At 63.6% G+C, this 16,509-nt stretch carries 12 protein-coding genes; 7 read left to right on the forward strand and 5 right to left on the reverse strand.

The genetic code is table 11. The features are described from left to right. Positions 1 to 359 precede the first annotated feature (359 nt). Positions 360 to 6,278: an excinuclease ABC subunit UvrA gene (gene uvrA / locus HV796_RS01715; protein ID WP_175224568.1), complete on the forward strand. Its 5,919-nt coding sequence runs from the start codon at positions 360 to 362 to the stop codon at positions 6,276 to 6,278. Positions 6,279 to 6,350: 72 nt separating this feature from the next. On the opposite strand, the gene HV796_RS43965 is transcribed toward uvrA, so the two are convergent. The 4 genes from HV796_RS43965 to HV796_RS01735 are packed head-to-tail and all read right to left on the reverse strand — an operon-like array spanning position 6,351 to position 10,631. Further along, positions 6,351 to 7,217 carry a TonB family protein gene (locus HV796_RS43965; protein ID WP_246355639.1) on the reverse strand — a complete coding sequence of 289 codons (867 nt, stop codon included), beginning with the start codon at positions 7,215 to 7,217 and terminating at the stop codon, positions 6,351 to 6,353. Next, positions 7,207 to 7,608 carry an ExbD/TolR family protein gene (locus tag HV796_RS01725; protein WP_175224570.1) on the reverse strand — a complete coding sequence of 134 codons (402 nt, stop codon included), beginning with the start codon at positions 7,606 to 7,608 and terminating at the stop codon, positions 7,207 to 7,209. The genes HV796_RS43965 and HV796_RS01725 overlap by 11 nt, the downstream gene beginning before the upstream one ends. Further along, positions 7,605 to 8,252: a MotA/TolQ/ExbB proton channel family protein gene (locus HV796_RS01730; protein WP_175224572.1), complete on the reverse strand. Its 648-nt coding sequence runs from the start codon at positions 8,250 to 8,252 to the stop codon at positions 7,605 to 7,607. Before HV796_RS01730 ends, HV796_RS01725 begins: the two co-directional genes overlap by 4 nt. A gap of 27 nt (positions 8,253 to 8,279) precedes the next feature. Then, on the reverse strand, positions 8,280 to 10,631 hold the full coding sequence (locus HV796_RS01735; RefSeq protein WP_175224574.1) for a TonB-dependent receptor: 2,352 nt from the start codon (positions 10,629 to 10,631) through the stop codon (positions 8,280 to 8,282). A 380-nt stretch (positions 10,632 to 11,011) separates the two neighbouring features. Here HV796_RS01735 and HV796_RS01740 point away from each other — a divergent pair, with 380 nt between their 5' ends. The 3 genes from HV796_RS01740 (at position 11,012) to HV796_RS01750 (ending at position 12,835) form a co-directional block, all read left to right on the forward strand. After that, a complete protein-coding gene (locus HV796_RS01740; protein WP_175224576.1) occupies positions 11,012 to 11,716 on the forward strand; it encodes a glutathione S-transferase C-terminal domain-containing protein in 705 nt (234 codons plus the stop codon). Between the two features lie 456 nt (positions 11,717 to 12,172). Further along, positions 12,173 to 12,451: a type II toxin-antitoxin system RelE/ParE family toxin gene (locus HV796_RS01745; RefSeq protein ID WP_175224578.1), complete on the forward strand. Its 279-nt coding sequence runs from the start codon at positions 12,173 to 12,175 to the stop codon at positions 12,449 to 12,451. Between the two features lie 63 nt (positions 12,452 to 12,514). Next, positions 12,515 to 12,835, forward strand: coding sequence for a HigA family addiction module antitoxin (locus HV796_RS01750; RefSeq protein WP_175224580.1), 321 nt, complete (start codon positions 12,515 to 12,517; stop codon positions 12,833 to 12,835). A gap of 97 nt (positions 12,836 to 12,932) precedes the next feature. Here HV796_RS01750 and HV796_RS01755 read toward each other — a convergent pair whose 3' ends face one another. Beyond that, a complete protein-coding gene (locus tag HV796_RS01755; RefSeq protein ID WP_175224582.1) occupies positions 12,933 to 13,805 on the reverse strand; it encodes an alpha/beta fold hydrolase in 873 nt (290 codons plus the stop codon). Positions 13,806 to 14,110: 305 nt separating this feature from the next. On the opposite strand from HV796_RS01755, the gene HV796_RS01760 reads away from it, so the two are divergent. The 3 genes from HV796_RS01760 to HV796_RS01770 are packed head-to-tail and all read left to right on the forward strand — an operon-like array spanning position 14,111 to position 16,394. Further along, positions 14,111 to 14,890: an amino acid ABC transporter substrate-binding protein gene (locus tag HV796_RS01760; protein ID WP_175224584.1), complete on the forward strand. Its 780-nt coding sequence runs from the start codon at positions 14,111 to 14,113 to the stop codon at positions 14,888 to 14,890. 59 nt (positions 14,891 to 14,949) lie between these two features. Continuing rightward, on the forward strand, positions 14,950 to 15,627 hold the full coding sequence (locus tag HV796_RS01765) for an amino acid ABC transporter permease (protein WP_175224586.1): 678 nt from the start codon (positions 14,950 to 14,952) through the stop codon (positions 15,625 to 15,627). Then, positions 15,627 to 16,394 (forward strand): amino acid ABC transporter ATP-binding protein, encoded by a 768-nt coding sequence (locus HV796_RS01770; RefSeq protein WP_175224588.1) that lies wholly within the window; start codon positions 15,627 to 15,629, stop codon positions 16,392 to 16,394. Before HV796_RS01765 ends, HV796_RS01770 begins: the two co-directional genes overlap by 1 nt. Positions 16,395 to 16,509 lie beyond the last annotated feature (115 nt).

Below are 16,509 nucleotides of genomic sequence, written 5' to 3' on the forward strand. Positions count from 1 at the left end.
CCGTTACCAGCGACGCACGATCGAGTAGGCTACTGCTGGCAGAACAGCAGGTCCCATCCATGTGCTATCGGCAGGACAGTTGCAATAGCGACTTTGCAGGTCGCACCTGTATAAACATACAGTATAGTGTCCGTCGGATTTTGGCTTTTCTGGAGCAGTCAACCGGCTTCTCCGATCAGGCGTACATTCACTGCTTCGTGTGCCGCCGCGGCGTGCCGCGCACGTGTGCGGCGCCGCTGCGCACCGGCGTGCACGGGCGAACGCGCATTTTTCACGCTTTCTTTGCGCGTTGTTTGCGCTTTGTTCGCGCTTTGTTCGTACTTCACGCGTTATTTCACGCTCAATTGACGGATAGCAAATTGGCATCTCAAGGAACGATCCGCATCCGCGGAGCCCGCCAGCACAATCTGAAGAATGTCGACCTCGACTTGCGCACCGGCGAAATGACCGTCGTGACCGGGCCCTCCGGGTCGGGTAAATCGAGCCTCGTGTTCGACACGCTGTATGCGGAAGGCCAGCGTCGCTACGTCGAGACCTTCAGCGCCTATGCGCGCCAGTTTCTCGACCGGATGGACCGGCCGCAGGTCGACCGCGTCGACGGTGTACCGCCCGCGATCGCGATCGATCAGACGAATCCGGTGCGCAGTTCGCGTTCGACGGTCGGCACGATGACCGAACTGAACGACCACCTGAAGCTGTTGTACGCGCGCACAGCCGAATTGTTCGACCGCAAGACCGCCCAGCAGGTGCGTCACGACACACCAGAAACGATCTACGCGGAACTCGGCACGCGCACGGTAACGGACGATCCGCGCGTCGTGATCACGTTTCCGGTCGAGTTGCCGGAAAGCGCGAGCAAGTCGGAAGTCGAGCAATGGCTGTCCGCAAGCGGCTACACGCGCGTGCAGGCGCAGCGCGAAGTCGCGTCGTCGACCGGCCCGCGCAAGGTGCTCGACGTTGTCGCCGACCGGTTCCGGCTGCATCAGGTCGACAAGGCGCGCGTCGTCGAGGCGATCGAAGCGTCGTTGAAGCGCGGCGGCGGGCGCGTGAGCGTCTACGTGCTAAATGAAGCTGAAGCGCAGAGCGTGCAAAGCGACGCCGCGCCAGCACCGCAGGTCTGGCGCTTCTCAACAGGCCTGCACAATCCGGATAGCGATTTGCGCTACGCCGATCCACAGCCCGCCTTGTTCTCGTTCAACTCCGCCTATGGAGCGTGCGATACATGCCGCGGCTTTGGCCGCGTCATCGGCGTCGACCTTGGCCTCGTGATTCCCGACGAACGCAAGACGCTGCGCGGCGGCGCGATCAAACCGATGCAAACGCCAGCGTGGAAGGAGTGTCAGGACGACCTGATGCGCTATGCGGCGAAAGCGAATATCCGTCGCGATACTCGCTGGTCGGAGCTGACCGACGCGGAGCGCGACTGGGTCATCAACGGGTCGCCCGATTGGGACGGCGAGTGGCAGCGGCAGTGGTATGGCGTCAAGCGTTTCTTCGCGTACCTCGAATCGAAGGCGTACAAGATGCACATTCGCGTGCTGCTGTCGAAGTACCGCAGCTACACGCCATGCGAAACCTGCGGCGGCGCGCGTCTGAAGCTCGAATCGCTGTTGTGGCGCCTCGGCACCCGGGCGAATGCGAATGCGGTGCTCGACGCCGCGCAGCGCTTCATGCCGCGCGGCGTCGACTGGACCCGCGCGCAGCTCGAAGCGCTGCCCGGCCTGACCGTGCACGACCTGATGCTGCTGCCGATCGAGCGTATCCGCCGTTTCTTCGACGAGATCACGCTGCCCAGCGCGTTGCTCGACGATGCATTGAAGTTGCTGCTCGCCGAGGTGCGCACGCGCCTGAAGTACCTGTGCGACGTCGGCCTCGGCTATCTGACGCTCGACCGGCAAAGCCGCACGCTGTCGGGCGGCGAGGTGCAGCGGATCAACCTGACCACTGCGCTCGGCACGTCGCTGACGAAAACGCTGTTTGTGCTCGACGAGCCGAGCATCGGCCTGCATCCGCGTGATCTGAACCGGATCGTCGAAGCGATGCAGCGCTTGCGCGACGCGGGCAATACGCTGGTTGTCGTCGAGCACGATCCCTCGGTGATGCTGGCAGCGGACCGTCTGATCGACATGGGGCCGGGTCCGGGCGAGCGTGGCGGCACGATCATCTTCGACGGTGCACCGCAGGCCATCCGCACGGCCGGCACGCTGACCGGCGAATACCTCGGCGGCCGCAAGCACGTGGCCGATGCCGCACACTGGTTGCGTCGGGCGGTCGACGCAAGCACGCCGCGCATCGTGCTCGAAGGCGCGCGCGAACACAACCTGCGCGACGTCGACGTCGAGATTCCGCTGCAACGGCTGGTCTGCGTGACGGGCGTATCCGGCTCCGGCAAGTCGACCCTCGTGCAGGATGTGCTGTATCCGGCGCTCGCGCGCCATCTCGGCAAGGCGACCGAAACACCCGGCGTGCATCGTGCGCTATCCGGCGCGGAGCAGATCAGCGACGCGGTGTTCGTCGATCAATCGCCGATCGGCAAGACCACGCGCTCGAATCCGGCCAGCTATGTCGGCGCATTCGACGAGATCCGCAAACTGTTCGCCAAAGCGTCGCTCGCGTTGCAGCGCGGCTATGGCGCCGGCGTATTCAGCTTCAACTCGGGCGACGGGCGCTGCCCGACATGCGGTGGCTCCGGCTTCGAGCATATCGAGATGCAGTTCCTGAGCGACGTCTATTTGCGCTGCCCGGATTGCGACGGACGCCGTTACCGGCCCGAGATTCTCGAAGTCAAGGTCGAGCGCGGCACGCGCGCACTCAGCGTCGCGGATGTGCTCGAACTGACGGTCAATGAAGCGATCGGGTTTTTCTCCGAAGACGCGGAGGTGTTGCGTGTATTGCAGCCCATCGTCGACGTCGGCCTTGAGTACGTGAAGCTCGGCCAGCCGGTGCCGACGCTATCGGGCGGTGAAGCGCAGCGGCTCAAGCTCGCGGGCTTTCTCGCGGAGGCCGCGCAGGCGAGCGGCGCGCGCAACCGGAAGGAAGCGGGGGCGGCGCGTCTTTTCATGTTCGACGAACCGACCACGGGCCTGCATTTCGACGATATCGCGAAGCTGATGCAAGCGTTTGGCAAGCTGCTCGCGTGCGGCCATTCGCTCGTCGTGATCGAGCACAATCTCGACGTGATCCGCGCGGCCGACTGGCTGATCGATCTCGGCCCCGAAGGTGGGGACGGCGGCGGGCTGGTGCTCTGTGCGGGCACGCCTGAAGACGTGAAGCAGTGCGCCGCTTCGCATACTGGCACGGCGCTCGTGCAGTACGACAAGGCGATGGGCCTTGCGGTCGAGCCCGCCGAGGCGGCATCCGAGGGCGTGCCGCTGCAGGCAACGCTCGCCGCGGCACGCGCGCGGCGCGCGGTCGAAGGCGAAAACGTGGTGCGCATCGTGAACGCGCGCGAGCACAACCTGAAAGCGCTTGACGTCGATATTCCGCACGGCCGTTTCAACGTCATTACCGGCGTGTCGGGTTCCGGCAAATCGACGCTTGCGTTCGACATCCTGTTTCATGAGGGCCAGCGCCGCTATCTCGAATCGCTGAATGCGTACGCGCGCTCGATCGTACAGCCGGCCGGACGTTCGGAAGTGGACGCGGTGTACGGCATCCCGCCGACTGTCGCGATCGAGCAGCGGCTCTCGCGTGGCGGCCGCAAGAGTACCGTCGCGACGACCTCCGAGGTCTGGCATTTCCTGCGCCTGCTGTACGTGAAGCTGGGGCTGCAGCATTGCATTCATGACGGCACGCCGGTCACGTCGCAAAGCATCGAGTCGATTGCCGCGCAAGTGCTGCGCGATCACAAAGGTGAGCACGTTGGCATGCTGGCGCCGCTTGTCGTGAACCGCAAAGGTGTCTATACCGATCTCGCGAAATGGGCGAAAGCGCGCGGCAACACACACTTGCGCGTCGACGGTGAGTTCGTGCCGGTTGACCCATGGCCGAAGCTCGACCGCTTCCGCGAACATACGATCGAACTGCCGGTTGGCGATCTGGTCGTGTCGGCTGATCACGAAGCGCAATTACGGCGTTTGCTCGAGCAAACGCTGGAAGCCGGCAAAGGCGTGATGCACCTGCTCGCGCCGCTCGACGGGTTGCAGCGCGCGATGGGCAACGGCGGTACGACGAGAATCGGCGAGGTCAAAGTGCTGTCGGTCAAGCGTGCGTGTCCGGTGTGCGGCACCAGCTACCCGGAACTCGATCCGCGGATGTTCTCGTACAACAGCAAGCATGGCTGGTGCACGACCTGCGTCGGCACAGGCCTCGCGCTGACTCGCGAGCAGCGCGCCGCGTATGACGACACAGTGCTCGTCGACGACAACCGCGGCCGCGAGCAGACGCTGCCGTCGGACGAACAGGAGCCCGAAGGCGTCGTGGATGAGCCGTGCCCGGATTGTCACGGCACGCGGCTGAATCCGACCGCGCGCGCCGTCACGTTCGACGGGAAGCCCATCGTCGACGTCGCGCAATGGACGGTGTCCGATACGCGCCGCTGGATCGACGGGCTGCGGCTCAAGGGCCGTGAAGCGGGGATTGCGCGCGACGTCGTCAGCGAGATTGCGAGCCGGCTGCAGTTTCTCGAGGAAGTCGGGCTCGGCTATCTGAGCCTCGACCGCGCGGCGCCGAGCCTGTCGGGCGGCGAAGCGCAGCGTATCCGTCTTGCCGCGCAACTCGGCAGCAATCTGCAGGGCGTTTGCTATGTGCTCGACGAACCAACCATCGGCCTGCATCCGCGCGACAACCAGATTCTGCTGAATGCACTGCGCAAACTCGGCGACAAGGGCAATACACTCGTCGTCGTCGAGCACGACGAAGATACGATCCGGCGTGCCGATCACATCATCGATATCGGTCCGGGCGCCGGCAAGCGCGGTGGCACGCTAGTCGCACAGGGCGGCGTCAGCGATCTGTCCGCGCAGCCCGATTCGCTGACCGGCCGTTTTCTCGCGCAGCCGATTCCGCATCCGCTGCAGGCGCGCCGGCCGGTGCTGTCGCCAGGTCATGCGGCAGGCAAACGTGCAGCGGCGGTGCCCGAGCAATGGCTCACGGTGCACGGCGGCAAGCTGCACAATCTGCGCGATGTGACGGTCGGTATTCCGCTTGGACGTCTCGTCGCGGTAACGGGCGTGAGCGGCTCTGGTAAGTCGACGCTCGCGCGCGACGTGCTGATGACCAACCTGCTCGACGCGGTCGGCCGCTCGGTGCTGTCGTCGCCCGCGACGCGGCGCGCGCGCAAGGCCGCGCAAACGGACGCGCCGCGGGCCGACCGGCGCGCGAGCGTGCTTGCCCGCAGTGCGCCGCGGCCCGCGTTGAATGTCACGCATACGTGGCAAGGGTGTGCGTCGATCACCGGCTGGGAAGCGATCGATCGCGTGCTCGAAGTCGATCAAACGCCGATCGGCAAGACGCCGCGCTCGTGCCCGGCGACCTACATCGGCGTATGGGATGCGATCCGCCGGCTGTTCGCCGATACGCTCGAGGCGCGTGCGCGCGGCTACACCGCGTCGCGCTTCTCGTTCAACACCGGCGATGGGCGTTGCCCGGCTTGCGAAGGGCAGGGCGTGCGCACGATCGGCATGAGCTTCCTGCCGGACGTGAAAGTGCCGTGCGACGTCTGTCATGGGCAACGCTTCAATCCGGAAACGCTTGCGGTCACCTGGCGCGGCAAGAACATCGGTGACGTGCTGACAATGGAAATCGACGAGGCGGTCGAATTATTCGCACCGATGTCGAACATCGCGCACCCGTTGCAACTGATGAAGGATGTCGGGCTCGGCTATCTGACACTGGGTCAGCCGTCGCCGACGCTGTCGGGCGGTGAAGCGCAGCGTATCAAGCTTGTCACCGAGCTATCGAAGGTGCGCGACGACATCACGCGGCGCGGGCAGAAAGCGCCGCATACGCTGTACGTGCTCGACGAGCCAACCGTCGGGCTGCATATGGCCGATGTTGCGAAGCTGATCCGCGTGCTGCACCGGCTCGCGGACGGCGGGCATAGCGTCGTGGTGATCGAACACGATCTCGACGTGATCGCGGAAGCGGACTGGATTATCGATCTCGGTCCGGAAGGCGGCGTCGGCGGCGGCACGATCGTCGCGGCAACCGATCCCGAGGGACTTGTCAAGGTGCGGGCGAGCCATACGGGGCAGGCGCTTGCGCCCGTGCTTGCACGGGGACGCACGGCGCCACGGGAAAGGGTCGACGAGCGGAATGTCAGGGCTGGCGCTGCGTGAGCGCGCGTGACGGCTGAGCTTTGTCACGCAGGTCGATTGCGCGCATCGTGCGTGTGGCGTTCACTGTCGCGCTCAATCGACGTTGACGTGCACCCGGATCTCCTGCGTGCTTTCGACTGCTTCGCCGTTTTTCATCGCAGGGAAGAAGCGCCACTTCGTTAACGCGTCGAGCAATAGCTGATTGAGCCGAGGGTTGTGTGTCGGCTTGATCAGTTCGACATCGACCGAACCATCGCGATGCACCGCAAAGCGGGCAGTCGCGACGGCCTGAAACGCATCTTCGCGCAAATCGTCGGGTATGGCCGGCAGGGGTTGCAGGATCGCATGAGCAGGACCGTTGCCGGCGCTTGTCGTTCCACTTTGTGTGGATGGCGTGGCGGGCCCGGCGCCCTGCGGCGGTCCGTTCGCTTGCGTGGCCTGTGCGCTGGGCGGTGTCTGCGGTATCGCGTTGGTGGGCGGCGCGGCGGGCGGTGTCGGCAGCGTAGGTTGCGTCGGTTGCGCCATGCCCGGTGCCGCCGTCGCGGTGGTGGCCTGTTGTGGTATCGCGTGCGGTGGCGTTGGCTTCGCCGGTATCGGCGAAGCCACGCCGCGCCGCGCGGCACCCGCGGGCTTAGGTTGCCCGGCCGGCGCGGCGGTTGGCGGTTGCGGCGCGCGCGCAGCCTGCGTGACGCGCGAAGTCTGCGGCTGCGGCCGTGGCGGCGGTTCAGGCGGCGGCAGGCGCACCAGTTTGACGTCGAACGCAACCGGCTTGGGTGAGTTAGCGTGGTCGTCGGCAAACCACAACCCGCGTACGAAGCCCAGTGCAAAACCGAACCAGATCGCCACCGCCGCCAGCGCGCAGATCAACGCGCGCGGCGTGCGTGCATCGAGCACGTCGCCTATCTGCAGCGGCTTGCGGGCGAGGTGATGGGGCGCGTCATGGGCCACGTTATTCGTCACGTTGGACGGCAACCAGAAAATGCTCGGCGCCGCCTTCGCGTGCGCGCAGCATCGCCTCAACGACGATCCCGTTCGACGCCGCCGTATCGGCCGCAATCACGACGTTGCCGTCTGGACCGATCAGTCGCCTGATGGTCGTGGCGACCTGATCGAGTGTGACCCGCTGCCGGTCGATCTCGATATGGCCGTCGCGTGCGACCGCGAGCGTCAACGGCTGTTGTTGGGCCAGCGCTTGCGCGTGCCCCTGCGGCAAGTTCAGCCGGATCGCGTCGAGCCGCTGCATCGACAGTGATGTCAGCATGAACGTCGCCAGCAGGAAAAACATCACATCGATCATCGGAATGATCTCGATGCGGCCGCGTTTTGCGGTGCGGGAGCGGCGCAGCTTCATGCTGTACTGACCGCTTTGGCGGCGCGGTCTCCGCTAAGCGCCTGTTCGCGCGCAAGCCGCATATCGGCGAGCCAAGTGCTGACGAACGTCTCGAGTTCTTCGACGAGCCGGTCGACACGCCGCGAGAAGTAGTTGAACGCGAATAGCGCAACGAGCGCGATCACCAGACCGAGTGCGGTCGCGACCAGTGCCTGCGCGACACCGCCGGTCACGCCCGTTGGGTTGACGAGGCCGTTGCCGCCGATCAGCCGGAACGCGTGCATCATGCCGACGATCGTGCCGAGCAGCCCGACGAGCGGCGCGGCCGTCACGATCGTCTCGAGCACCCACAAACCGCGCGACATGTCGCGTTGCACGTCGAGCGCAAGCGCACTCGCGCGCTCCTCGATCCACCACACCGGCTTCGTGACTTCGCCGACGAGCGGCGTCATCAACCGGCGCAGCGAGTGTGCAGGCGGCAGTGTGACGAGCAGCGCGCCGATGTCGCTGCCGGATGACACGCTGCCGCGCAGGTTCGCGAACCGCCAGAACACCATCAGCCGATCGAGGATGATGAAGAGCGCGACGAGCGCGAGCAACGTGAGCGGGTAGACGATCCACCCCGCGACGCGCGCCGCTTCGATGATACCGAGCCAGTCTTGCATCGAATCCTCCCGTAGAACTCAGATCGTTCAGAAATACTTCGTGATGCCGGCGTAAAACGCGCGATACGGGCCGAACTGCGGCGCACCGACGCCGATACCGGAGCCGTCGCGCAATTCGTACACGCGGCCGAACGCATTCACGACCGCTCCGCGCACATCGACTTTGCCGATCATCGGCGCATTGAGGTGTTCGATGACGCCGAGATTCACCTGCGCATAGAGCGGCAGCTTGTCGGTGTTCGCAAAGCCCGAGCGCAGGCCGCTGCCGACCGTGCCGTCCGCGGAGAAGGTGGTCGTGTGCCACGTGTACGAGCCGCCGAATGACGCGGTGACGCGTTGATCGTGATCGAGGAACACAAAGTGATTCGAGATAAACGCGAGTTCGTCGGCACCGAAGTTGAACTGCGCGGAATTGATGTCCTTGCCCTGCGCGCGGCTATACGCGACGTTCAGATACGCGGACACGTTCTCGTGTTTGTAGTTTGCGGTGAACTCGATACCGTAGACGCGCCCGTACCGGTAATTGAATGGCGCAAAGATCAGCGCGGTACCGAACTGGCCTTCGTCGAGCAGGTTGTGCGCCTTCTTGTAGTACGCGTCGAGCCCGACGGTCACATCGGAGCCGAGCCGCTGCGTGATGCCGACGTCGTAGTAGTCGTCGCGCTCGGGCTGCACCGGGTCGTTCTGCGTGACTTCGGGCGCGTTGGTCGTGCCGGCGAAGCGGCCGATCGTGCCGCTCGACACCAGTTCGAACGACGGTGGCGTGAAGTAGCGCGCATAGCCCGCGTGCAGCGTGGTCGCGGGCGTCAGCTGATAAACGGCGCCGATGCGCGGGCTCAGCTGATGCGCGGTCACGAACTCGTCCATGCCGTCGTAGCGAAGCCCGTAGTTCAGCGTCAGCTTGCTTGTGATCTTCCATTCGTCCTGCAGGTAGGCGCTATACAGGTAGCCGGTCTTGCTGCTCGCATCCTGCAGCGTGATCGGCACGTCGGACGCCTGGTTGCCTTCGGCGTCGGTCGGAAACACCGACACGGTGTCGCTGAATTGCGCGTGTTCCTGCTGCAACTGCACACCGGCGCGCAGGGTATGCGCGCTGTTCAGCCGCCAGGTCGTGTCGGTTTGCAGGCCGTTCGCGGTGTCGTTGTGGAAGTCCTTCGACGCGACGCCGTTGAAGATCAGATCGCCGACCGGATCGGGATTGAACTGCGTGCGCGTATAGCGCGTGAAGAGCGCGACCTGATAGTCGAATGCGGCGCCGTTCGTGCCTTGCAGCGCGACGACCGCGTAGTTGTTCAGCTCCGATTGCGTCTCGTTGAGGTTCGCGGAGTTGAAGGTCGGCGTGCCGGCCAGCTTGAATACCGGTGCGAGACCCGGCGTGTTCGGAATCTCGAACTGATTGGCCGCGGTGCCGAGCATCACGGAGACCCGCGTGAGCGGATTGATCAGATACGACATGTAGCCGAACGCGCTGCCCTGGCGCGTATGGTCGTGGATCGGCGACGGGCTCGCGGTCGGCGCTTCGATACCGAGGTTATTCACGCCGAGCGAGCCGGTGAAGAAGTAGCTGAAATCGCCCTTGCTGCCATACACGTCGGCACTCGTGCGCAGCGTCTGATGGCTGCCGCCGAATACATCGATCGCGCCGCCGTCGCCGGCATCGCCGTTCTTCGTGTGGATGTCGACGATGCCGGCCGTGCGGTCGCCGTACTGCGCGGGTAGCGCGCCCGTTAGCAGATTCACCTGATCGATGATGCGCGTGTCGAGCGACTGGCCAAAGCCGCTAATCGGCTCGGGAATCTGAATGCCGTTGATCCGGTACTGCAGGTCCGCGTGATCGCCGCGCACGTGTACCTGACCGAACGAGTCGTTGGCCACGCCGGGCGCTTGCAGCAGTACCTGGTTCAACGGCGTGTTCTCGCCGAGCGGCATCGCCCGGATATCCTCGTTCGTGATCCGGTAGATGCTGCTGCCGGTTTCCGGAGACAACCCGTTGCGCGCCTGATCGAGCCGCTTCGCGTACACGTTGACGTCGAGCGCGTCGTCCTTCTTGAGCGTCAACGCGAGTGGTGGAGCCGTGCCGCTGGTCGTATCGGCGAGCTTCGTGGTCGCCTCGAAACCGGTGGCGGCGACGGCAACCGCGTACGTGCCGGGCGCAACATCCTTTAGTTCGAAGTGGCCCGCCGCATCGGTGCTTGCATGGCCCGCATCGCTACCGCTCGCGGTTTTCAGGCTGACCTGCGCATGGGCGATCGGCTTGCCGTTCGCGTCTTCAACGGTGCCGCTTAACGTTGTGGCCGCATCGGCGGCCCATGTTTGACTGCCGGCAAGGGCCGTGAACAGCAGCACGGTGGCTTGCGCGATGTGTGTGCGAGATTTCATTCCGGACAAAGTGAATCGAGTTGTTGGTCTTCTTGCGGGCCCCTTCTGGCGGTTCGCCAGTGGACTGCCGTAAATGCGCGCCCGTTATTGCGGCCAGGTGAGCCCGGCCAGTTGTCAAAGCGCAGCGTGGCGAATGATATAACATAACAATTTAAGGTGGCATTAAATATTTACGAGGGTGGTGTCGCCTGTGAGTCAACTCATGTCATGTATTCGATGCCCGTCCACATGACGGCCCTCGCGCGGGAGACAATCGCAATCGGAATGCTTATATTGTTTGTTCCGTCTGCTGATTCGGTGGATGACGTGCGGCGATTGCACGCGGCAACGTGCGGTGTGTGCGGTGTGTGCCGTGCTGGAATAAAACAAGGAGACTCGCGATGGCCGATCTTTCCGCTTTCCCGATCACAACCCGGTGGCGCGCGCAACATCCGGACCGGATCCAGCTCTATTCGCTGCCGACACCGAACGGTGTCAAGGTCTCGACCATGCTGGAGGAGACCGGCTTGCCGTACGAGCCGCATCGTGTGAGCTTCGATACCGGCGATCAGAAGTCGCTCGAATTCCGGTCGTTGAATCCGTACGCGAAAATACCGGCAATCATCGACCCGAACGGGCCAGAAGGGCGGCCGCTCGCGTTGTTCGAATCGGGTGCGATTCTGCTTTATCTCGCCGACAAATCCGGCCAGTTCATTCCGCAAAAGCCCGCCGACCGCTACGAGACGATTCAGTGGCTGATGTTCCAGATGGCAGGCATTGGGCCGATGTTCGGACAAGTTGGTTTTTTCAATAAATTTGCCGGTAAAGACTTTGAAGACAAGCGCCCGCGCGATCGCTATGTCGGTGAAGCGAGACGCTTGCTGACGGTGCTGAATGACCGGCTTGCGGGCCGCGAGTGGATCATGGGTGATGTGTATACGATCGCGGATATCGCGGTATTTCCGTGGGTACGCAATCTGACCGGGTTTTACGAGGCGGGCGAACTGGTCGGCATCGCGGATTTCAAACATGTCACGCGTACGCTCGATGCGTTCGTTGCGCGTCCTGCAGTCGCTCGCGGGTTGACTATTCCGGGTGCGACATGATCCGCGGCGCACGTGGTCCGTCGCGCGGCCGCGTGCCGGTACGGGCACGCTGAAAAGTTCGCCGGAGCTGGCCATACGGCATATTGCGATCGATGTCCCGTATCGCGGAAGATAGACCGCTACGGTGCAGATGGCCGAGAACTCTTCCGGCCGTCTGAGGCCGTTATTAAGGTATCCGTATCGATCGCGGAATGACCGCGTGAGCGCCGCGCAATCTCATCTGTTTCCTACCGAATCTTAGTCAAACAGGCGTGGCAGTAAGACACCGCCCGCTGCATGGCTTCGCGCGCAACGGCCGACCGGATTGATCGGCAGGACCAAACGCACGACGTCCGCGGCGGCACGGAACGCTCCTGCCTGTTCCGTGATTGTAAATCGTGTATTTACGGTTTATAGTGGTGTCCGTGCGGATGAGGATAACGCCGTGAGGCAGGCGCGGTCCCGGAAAGATCGAAGATGATCAAATCATTCAGGCACAAAGGCCTCGAACGTTTTTTTCTGACAGGTTGCGAAAGCGGCATACAACCGTCGCACGCGGCAAAACTGAGGCGCCAGCTCGGTGTGTTGAACCGGGCCAAATGCCCGGCGAACATGAACCAGTTCGGCTGGGGGCTGCATGAGTTGCAGGGCACGCGCAAGCATTGCTGGTCGGTTCAGGTCAACGGTAACTGGCGCCTGACGTTCGGGTTCGATGAGGGGGACGCGGTTCTCGTCAACTACGAGGACTATCACTAAGGTGTCTTTGCGCTTCCGAGCGCTCAATGAAGGTGTTGTTGTTTTTTCTGAGAGAGGTTTGTGATGGCTAAGATGTTCAATCCTCCGCATCCCGGCTCGATTCTGCGAGAAGATGTGCTGCCCGCGCTGCAGTTGAGCGTCACGGAGGCGGCGAGCCAGTTGGGTGTATCGCGCGTGATGCTGTCGCGCGTGCTGAACGAGCGGGCCGGTGTAACGCCCGAGATGGCGTTGCGCATCGAAGCGTGGCTCGGTGTCGAGCGCGGTGGTAGCGCCGACCTGTGGCTCGGTCTGCAGACCGACTACGACTTGTGGCAGGCGCGCAAGCACGCGCCGAAGAAGGTCAAGCCGGCGCCGATGCCCGACACGTTGCAAGCGGTTGCGTGATACTCACGCGTTACGCCTGCCGGAGTGGGCAAGTCTCCGGCAAGGCGGCCTGACGCAGGCCAGCCCGCAGCCCATCATTGTCCGCTGGCAAATCGCGTCACAGGGTTGGCGCGGCAATGAACGCGGCAATGGTGTCATTAAGCGCTTCGGGCGCTTCCGCGTGGGGCGAGTGAGCGCAACCAGCCAGCTTCGCAAGCCGCGCATGCGGCACCTCGGCGGCGATTCCACCGATTTGCGCCATCGTTCCATAGTGGTCGTTGCAGCCTTGAATGGCGAGCAGCGGACAACGAATCGTGCGTAGTTGGCCGACGATGTTCCATGTCCTGAATGCCGTGCTCAGCCAGATATCGCACCAGCCATAAAACGCGGAGTCGACGTCGGTGTGATAGCGAGCGAGCTTGTCGCGCAGGTCCTTTTGCTCGTACGCGCTGCGGGTTTCGACGATTCCCGCGACCGACACGTCTTCGACAAAAATATGCGGTGCGATCACCACAGCTCCGGCGAGGGCATTCGGAAATGCGCTGGCATACAACAGTGCGATCGAGCCACCGTCGCTGTGACCGATGAGCCACATCCGCGAGCGTTCGGCTGCGGCGACGCCGAGCGCGTCCAGCAGCGCAGGCAGGATGTCGTGAGCCTGTGTTGACAAATAATCGACTGGCAATTTCATGTCGTGCGCGCGGGGTGTCGAACGGCCATAGCCGGGCCGCGAATAGACCAGCCCGCGCATGCCGATCCGCTCACATAGGAACTGTGGCCAATCCTTCCACATGGCCACTGAGCCTAGCCCTTCATGCAGGAATACGGCGAGCGGCGCGTCGCGCAAATGCGGGTTGAGCCACCGGTACTCGATGACGGGCGCGGGGCGCGCGGCACGCACGGGCAGTGTGGCAAATGCGCTGCCGGTGTGGTCTGCGGTGTTGCCGGCGGAGTGACGGGCCGGTGGTGCGGGATCGGTTGGGGCGTGCATCGCGTCAATGGGTTTCGTGGGCGGCAGTCTGGTGCGCGGTGTCCCATCTTGCCTGTCGCGGGAACCGCAAGCGCGCGCCGTGCGCGTCTCTGCCACGCCGCGCTGGACCGGAGCAGGCGAGCCCCGTAGAGGTGCGCATTGCTAAACTTACGGTTTCGGTCTAGCTTATTCCGCCACCGCATATGATTAAAGCTCAAAATGCGTTGCCGAAATAGAGTCCGTTTGCTACAGTCCGCGCACTCTGCGGCCGGTCTGATGCCGCAGGCATCGCGTTGACGGGAAAAACAAATTTACGGAGCTCACTCATGAAGTCGATTCGATCCCTCCTTCTGATCGGCCTGCTGCAGGTTGCGACCGCGACGGCGGCGTTCGCGGCGGATGGCCTCGCGCAGATCAAATCCGCCGGCGTATTGAAGATCGGTACGGAAGGCACGTATGCGCCGTTTTCGTTTCATGACGCGTCGGGGCAACTGACGGGCTTTGACGTCGAGATCGGCCGCGAGATCGCGAAACGCATCGGCGTGAAGCCGGAGTTTGTCGAGGGAAAGTGGGATGGACTGATTGCCGGCCTTGATGTGAACCGCTATGACGCAGTCATCAACGAAGTCGCGATTACCGACGCGCGCAAGGTCAAATACGACTTCTCCGATCCGTATATCGTGTCGCATGCGGCACTGATCGTCCGCTCGGACAATACGTCGATCAAGTCGTTCGACGATCTGAAGGGCAAGAAGTCGGCCAACACGCTGACCAGCAACTTCGGCAAACTGGCGGCCGCGCATGGCGCGGAGGTGGTGCCGGTGCAAGGTTTCAACGAATCGATCGACCTGTTGACGTCGGGGCGTGTCGATGCGACCGTCAACGATTCGCTGTCGTTCCTCGACTTCAAGAAGCACAAGCCTGACGCGAAGGTGAAAATCGCTGCGATCGATACGGGCGACCAGAGCGACAAGTCCGCGGTGCTGATTCGCAAGGACAACCCCGAATTGAAGGCCGCGATCGACAAGGCGCTTCGCGACATGAAGGCGGATGGCACGTACGCGAAGCTCTCGGACAAGTACTTCGGCAAAGACGTATCGCAATGAGCGTGACTGGCGCCGCCGCGCACGCCACGCATAAAACACGCATCACGCGAGCCTGAATCATGCCTGCCTGGTTACATCTGATGGGGCAGTCTTTGTGGCCTCTCCTGTACGCGGGCCTCGTCTTCACCGTACCGCTGACGCTCGTGTCGTTCGCGCTCGGGTTGACGCTCGCGTTCGTCGTCGCGCTGCTGCGGCTGTTCGGTCCGCCGTGGGCAGTCGCGATTGTGCGCTTCTACGTGTGGCTGATTCGCGGATCGCCGCTCCTCGTGCAACTGTTCGTGATCTTCTACGGCTTGCCGAACATCGGTATCGTGCTCGATCCGCTGACAGCGGCGATCATCGGCTTTTCGCTGAATGTCGGCGCGTACAATTCGGAAGTGATTCGCGGCGTGATCGAATCGATTCCGAAAGGGCAGTGGGAAGCCTCCTACTCAATCGGCATGACGCGCGCACAGGCGCTATGGCGTGTCGTCCTGCCGCAGGCGGCACGCGTTGCGTTGCCGCCGCTGTCAAACTCGTTTATCTCGCTTGTCAAAGATACATCGCTTGCGGCGGTGCTGACGGTGCCTGAGATTTTCCAGGCCGCGCAGCGGATCGCGTCGGTGACCTATGAGCCGCTGATTCTCTATACGGAAGCCGCGCTGATCTATCTGGTCTTCAGCTCGGTGCTGTCTTCCGCGCAAGTGCGGCTCGAACGCAGGTTCGGACGGCATGCGCTTTTCCAATCGAGTAGCTGATGATTCGTCTCGAGAAAATCGACAAGTACTTCGGCAGCCATCGTGTGCTGAGCGCGGTCGACCTCGCGCTCGAAGCGGGCAGCGTGACGGCGCTGATCGGACCGTCCGGGAGCGGCAAGAGCACGCTGCTGCGGTGTGTGAACCTGCTGGAAATTCCGGAGGCCGGCACGCTCGAGCTGGGCGATCTGCGCGTCGAGTTTAGCCGCACGAGCAAGCCGCCGCGCGACACGGTGCTTGCGATTCGCCGCCGCACCGGCATGGTGTTTCAGAACTTCCAGCTGTTTCCGCACCGGACGGTCCTCGAAAATGTGATGGAAGGGCTCATGACCGTGCAGAAATGGGATCAGGACCGAGCCCGGTCGCGCGCGCTGGGGTTGCTCGAGAAAGTCGGCATCGCGCACAAGGCGGACGCTTGGCCCACGACGCTATCGGGCGGCCAGCAGCAACGTGTCGCGATTGCGCGTGCGCTCGCGCCGTCGCCCGACGTGCTGTTGTGCGATGAACCCACGTCGGCGCTCGACCCCGGTCTTGCGGCTGAGGTCGTCGAGGTGCTGCGTCAGCTCGCCCAGGAGGGGATGACCATGCTGATGGCAACCCACGACCTGCGCCTTGCCGCGTCGATTGCGCGCGACGTGCTGTTTCTGAGCAACGGTGTGGTGGTCGAAGCCGGTCCATCGCGCGAGATCTTCACGCGGCCGCGCGAGAAGGAAACCGCGAACTTTGTCTCCACGCTGACGCAGAGCTTGCCCGACGCGTGGGCGAACTGACCGGCGGGCGGGGTGCGGCAGCTGCCTGCGCGTCCAGCGCGCCGGCAATGGGATGCACCGCGGTCGCGGCGTCGCATCGCGTGCGCCGTCCCGGCGGGCGTTCAGGGACTCCAGG

The organism is Paraburkholderia humisilvae (genome assembly GCF_902859855.1).
In the GTDB taxonomy this organism is placed as follows: Bacteria; Pseudomonadota; Gammaproteobacteria; order Burkholderiales; family Burkholderiaceae; genus Paraburkholderia; species Paraburkholderia humisilvae.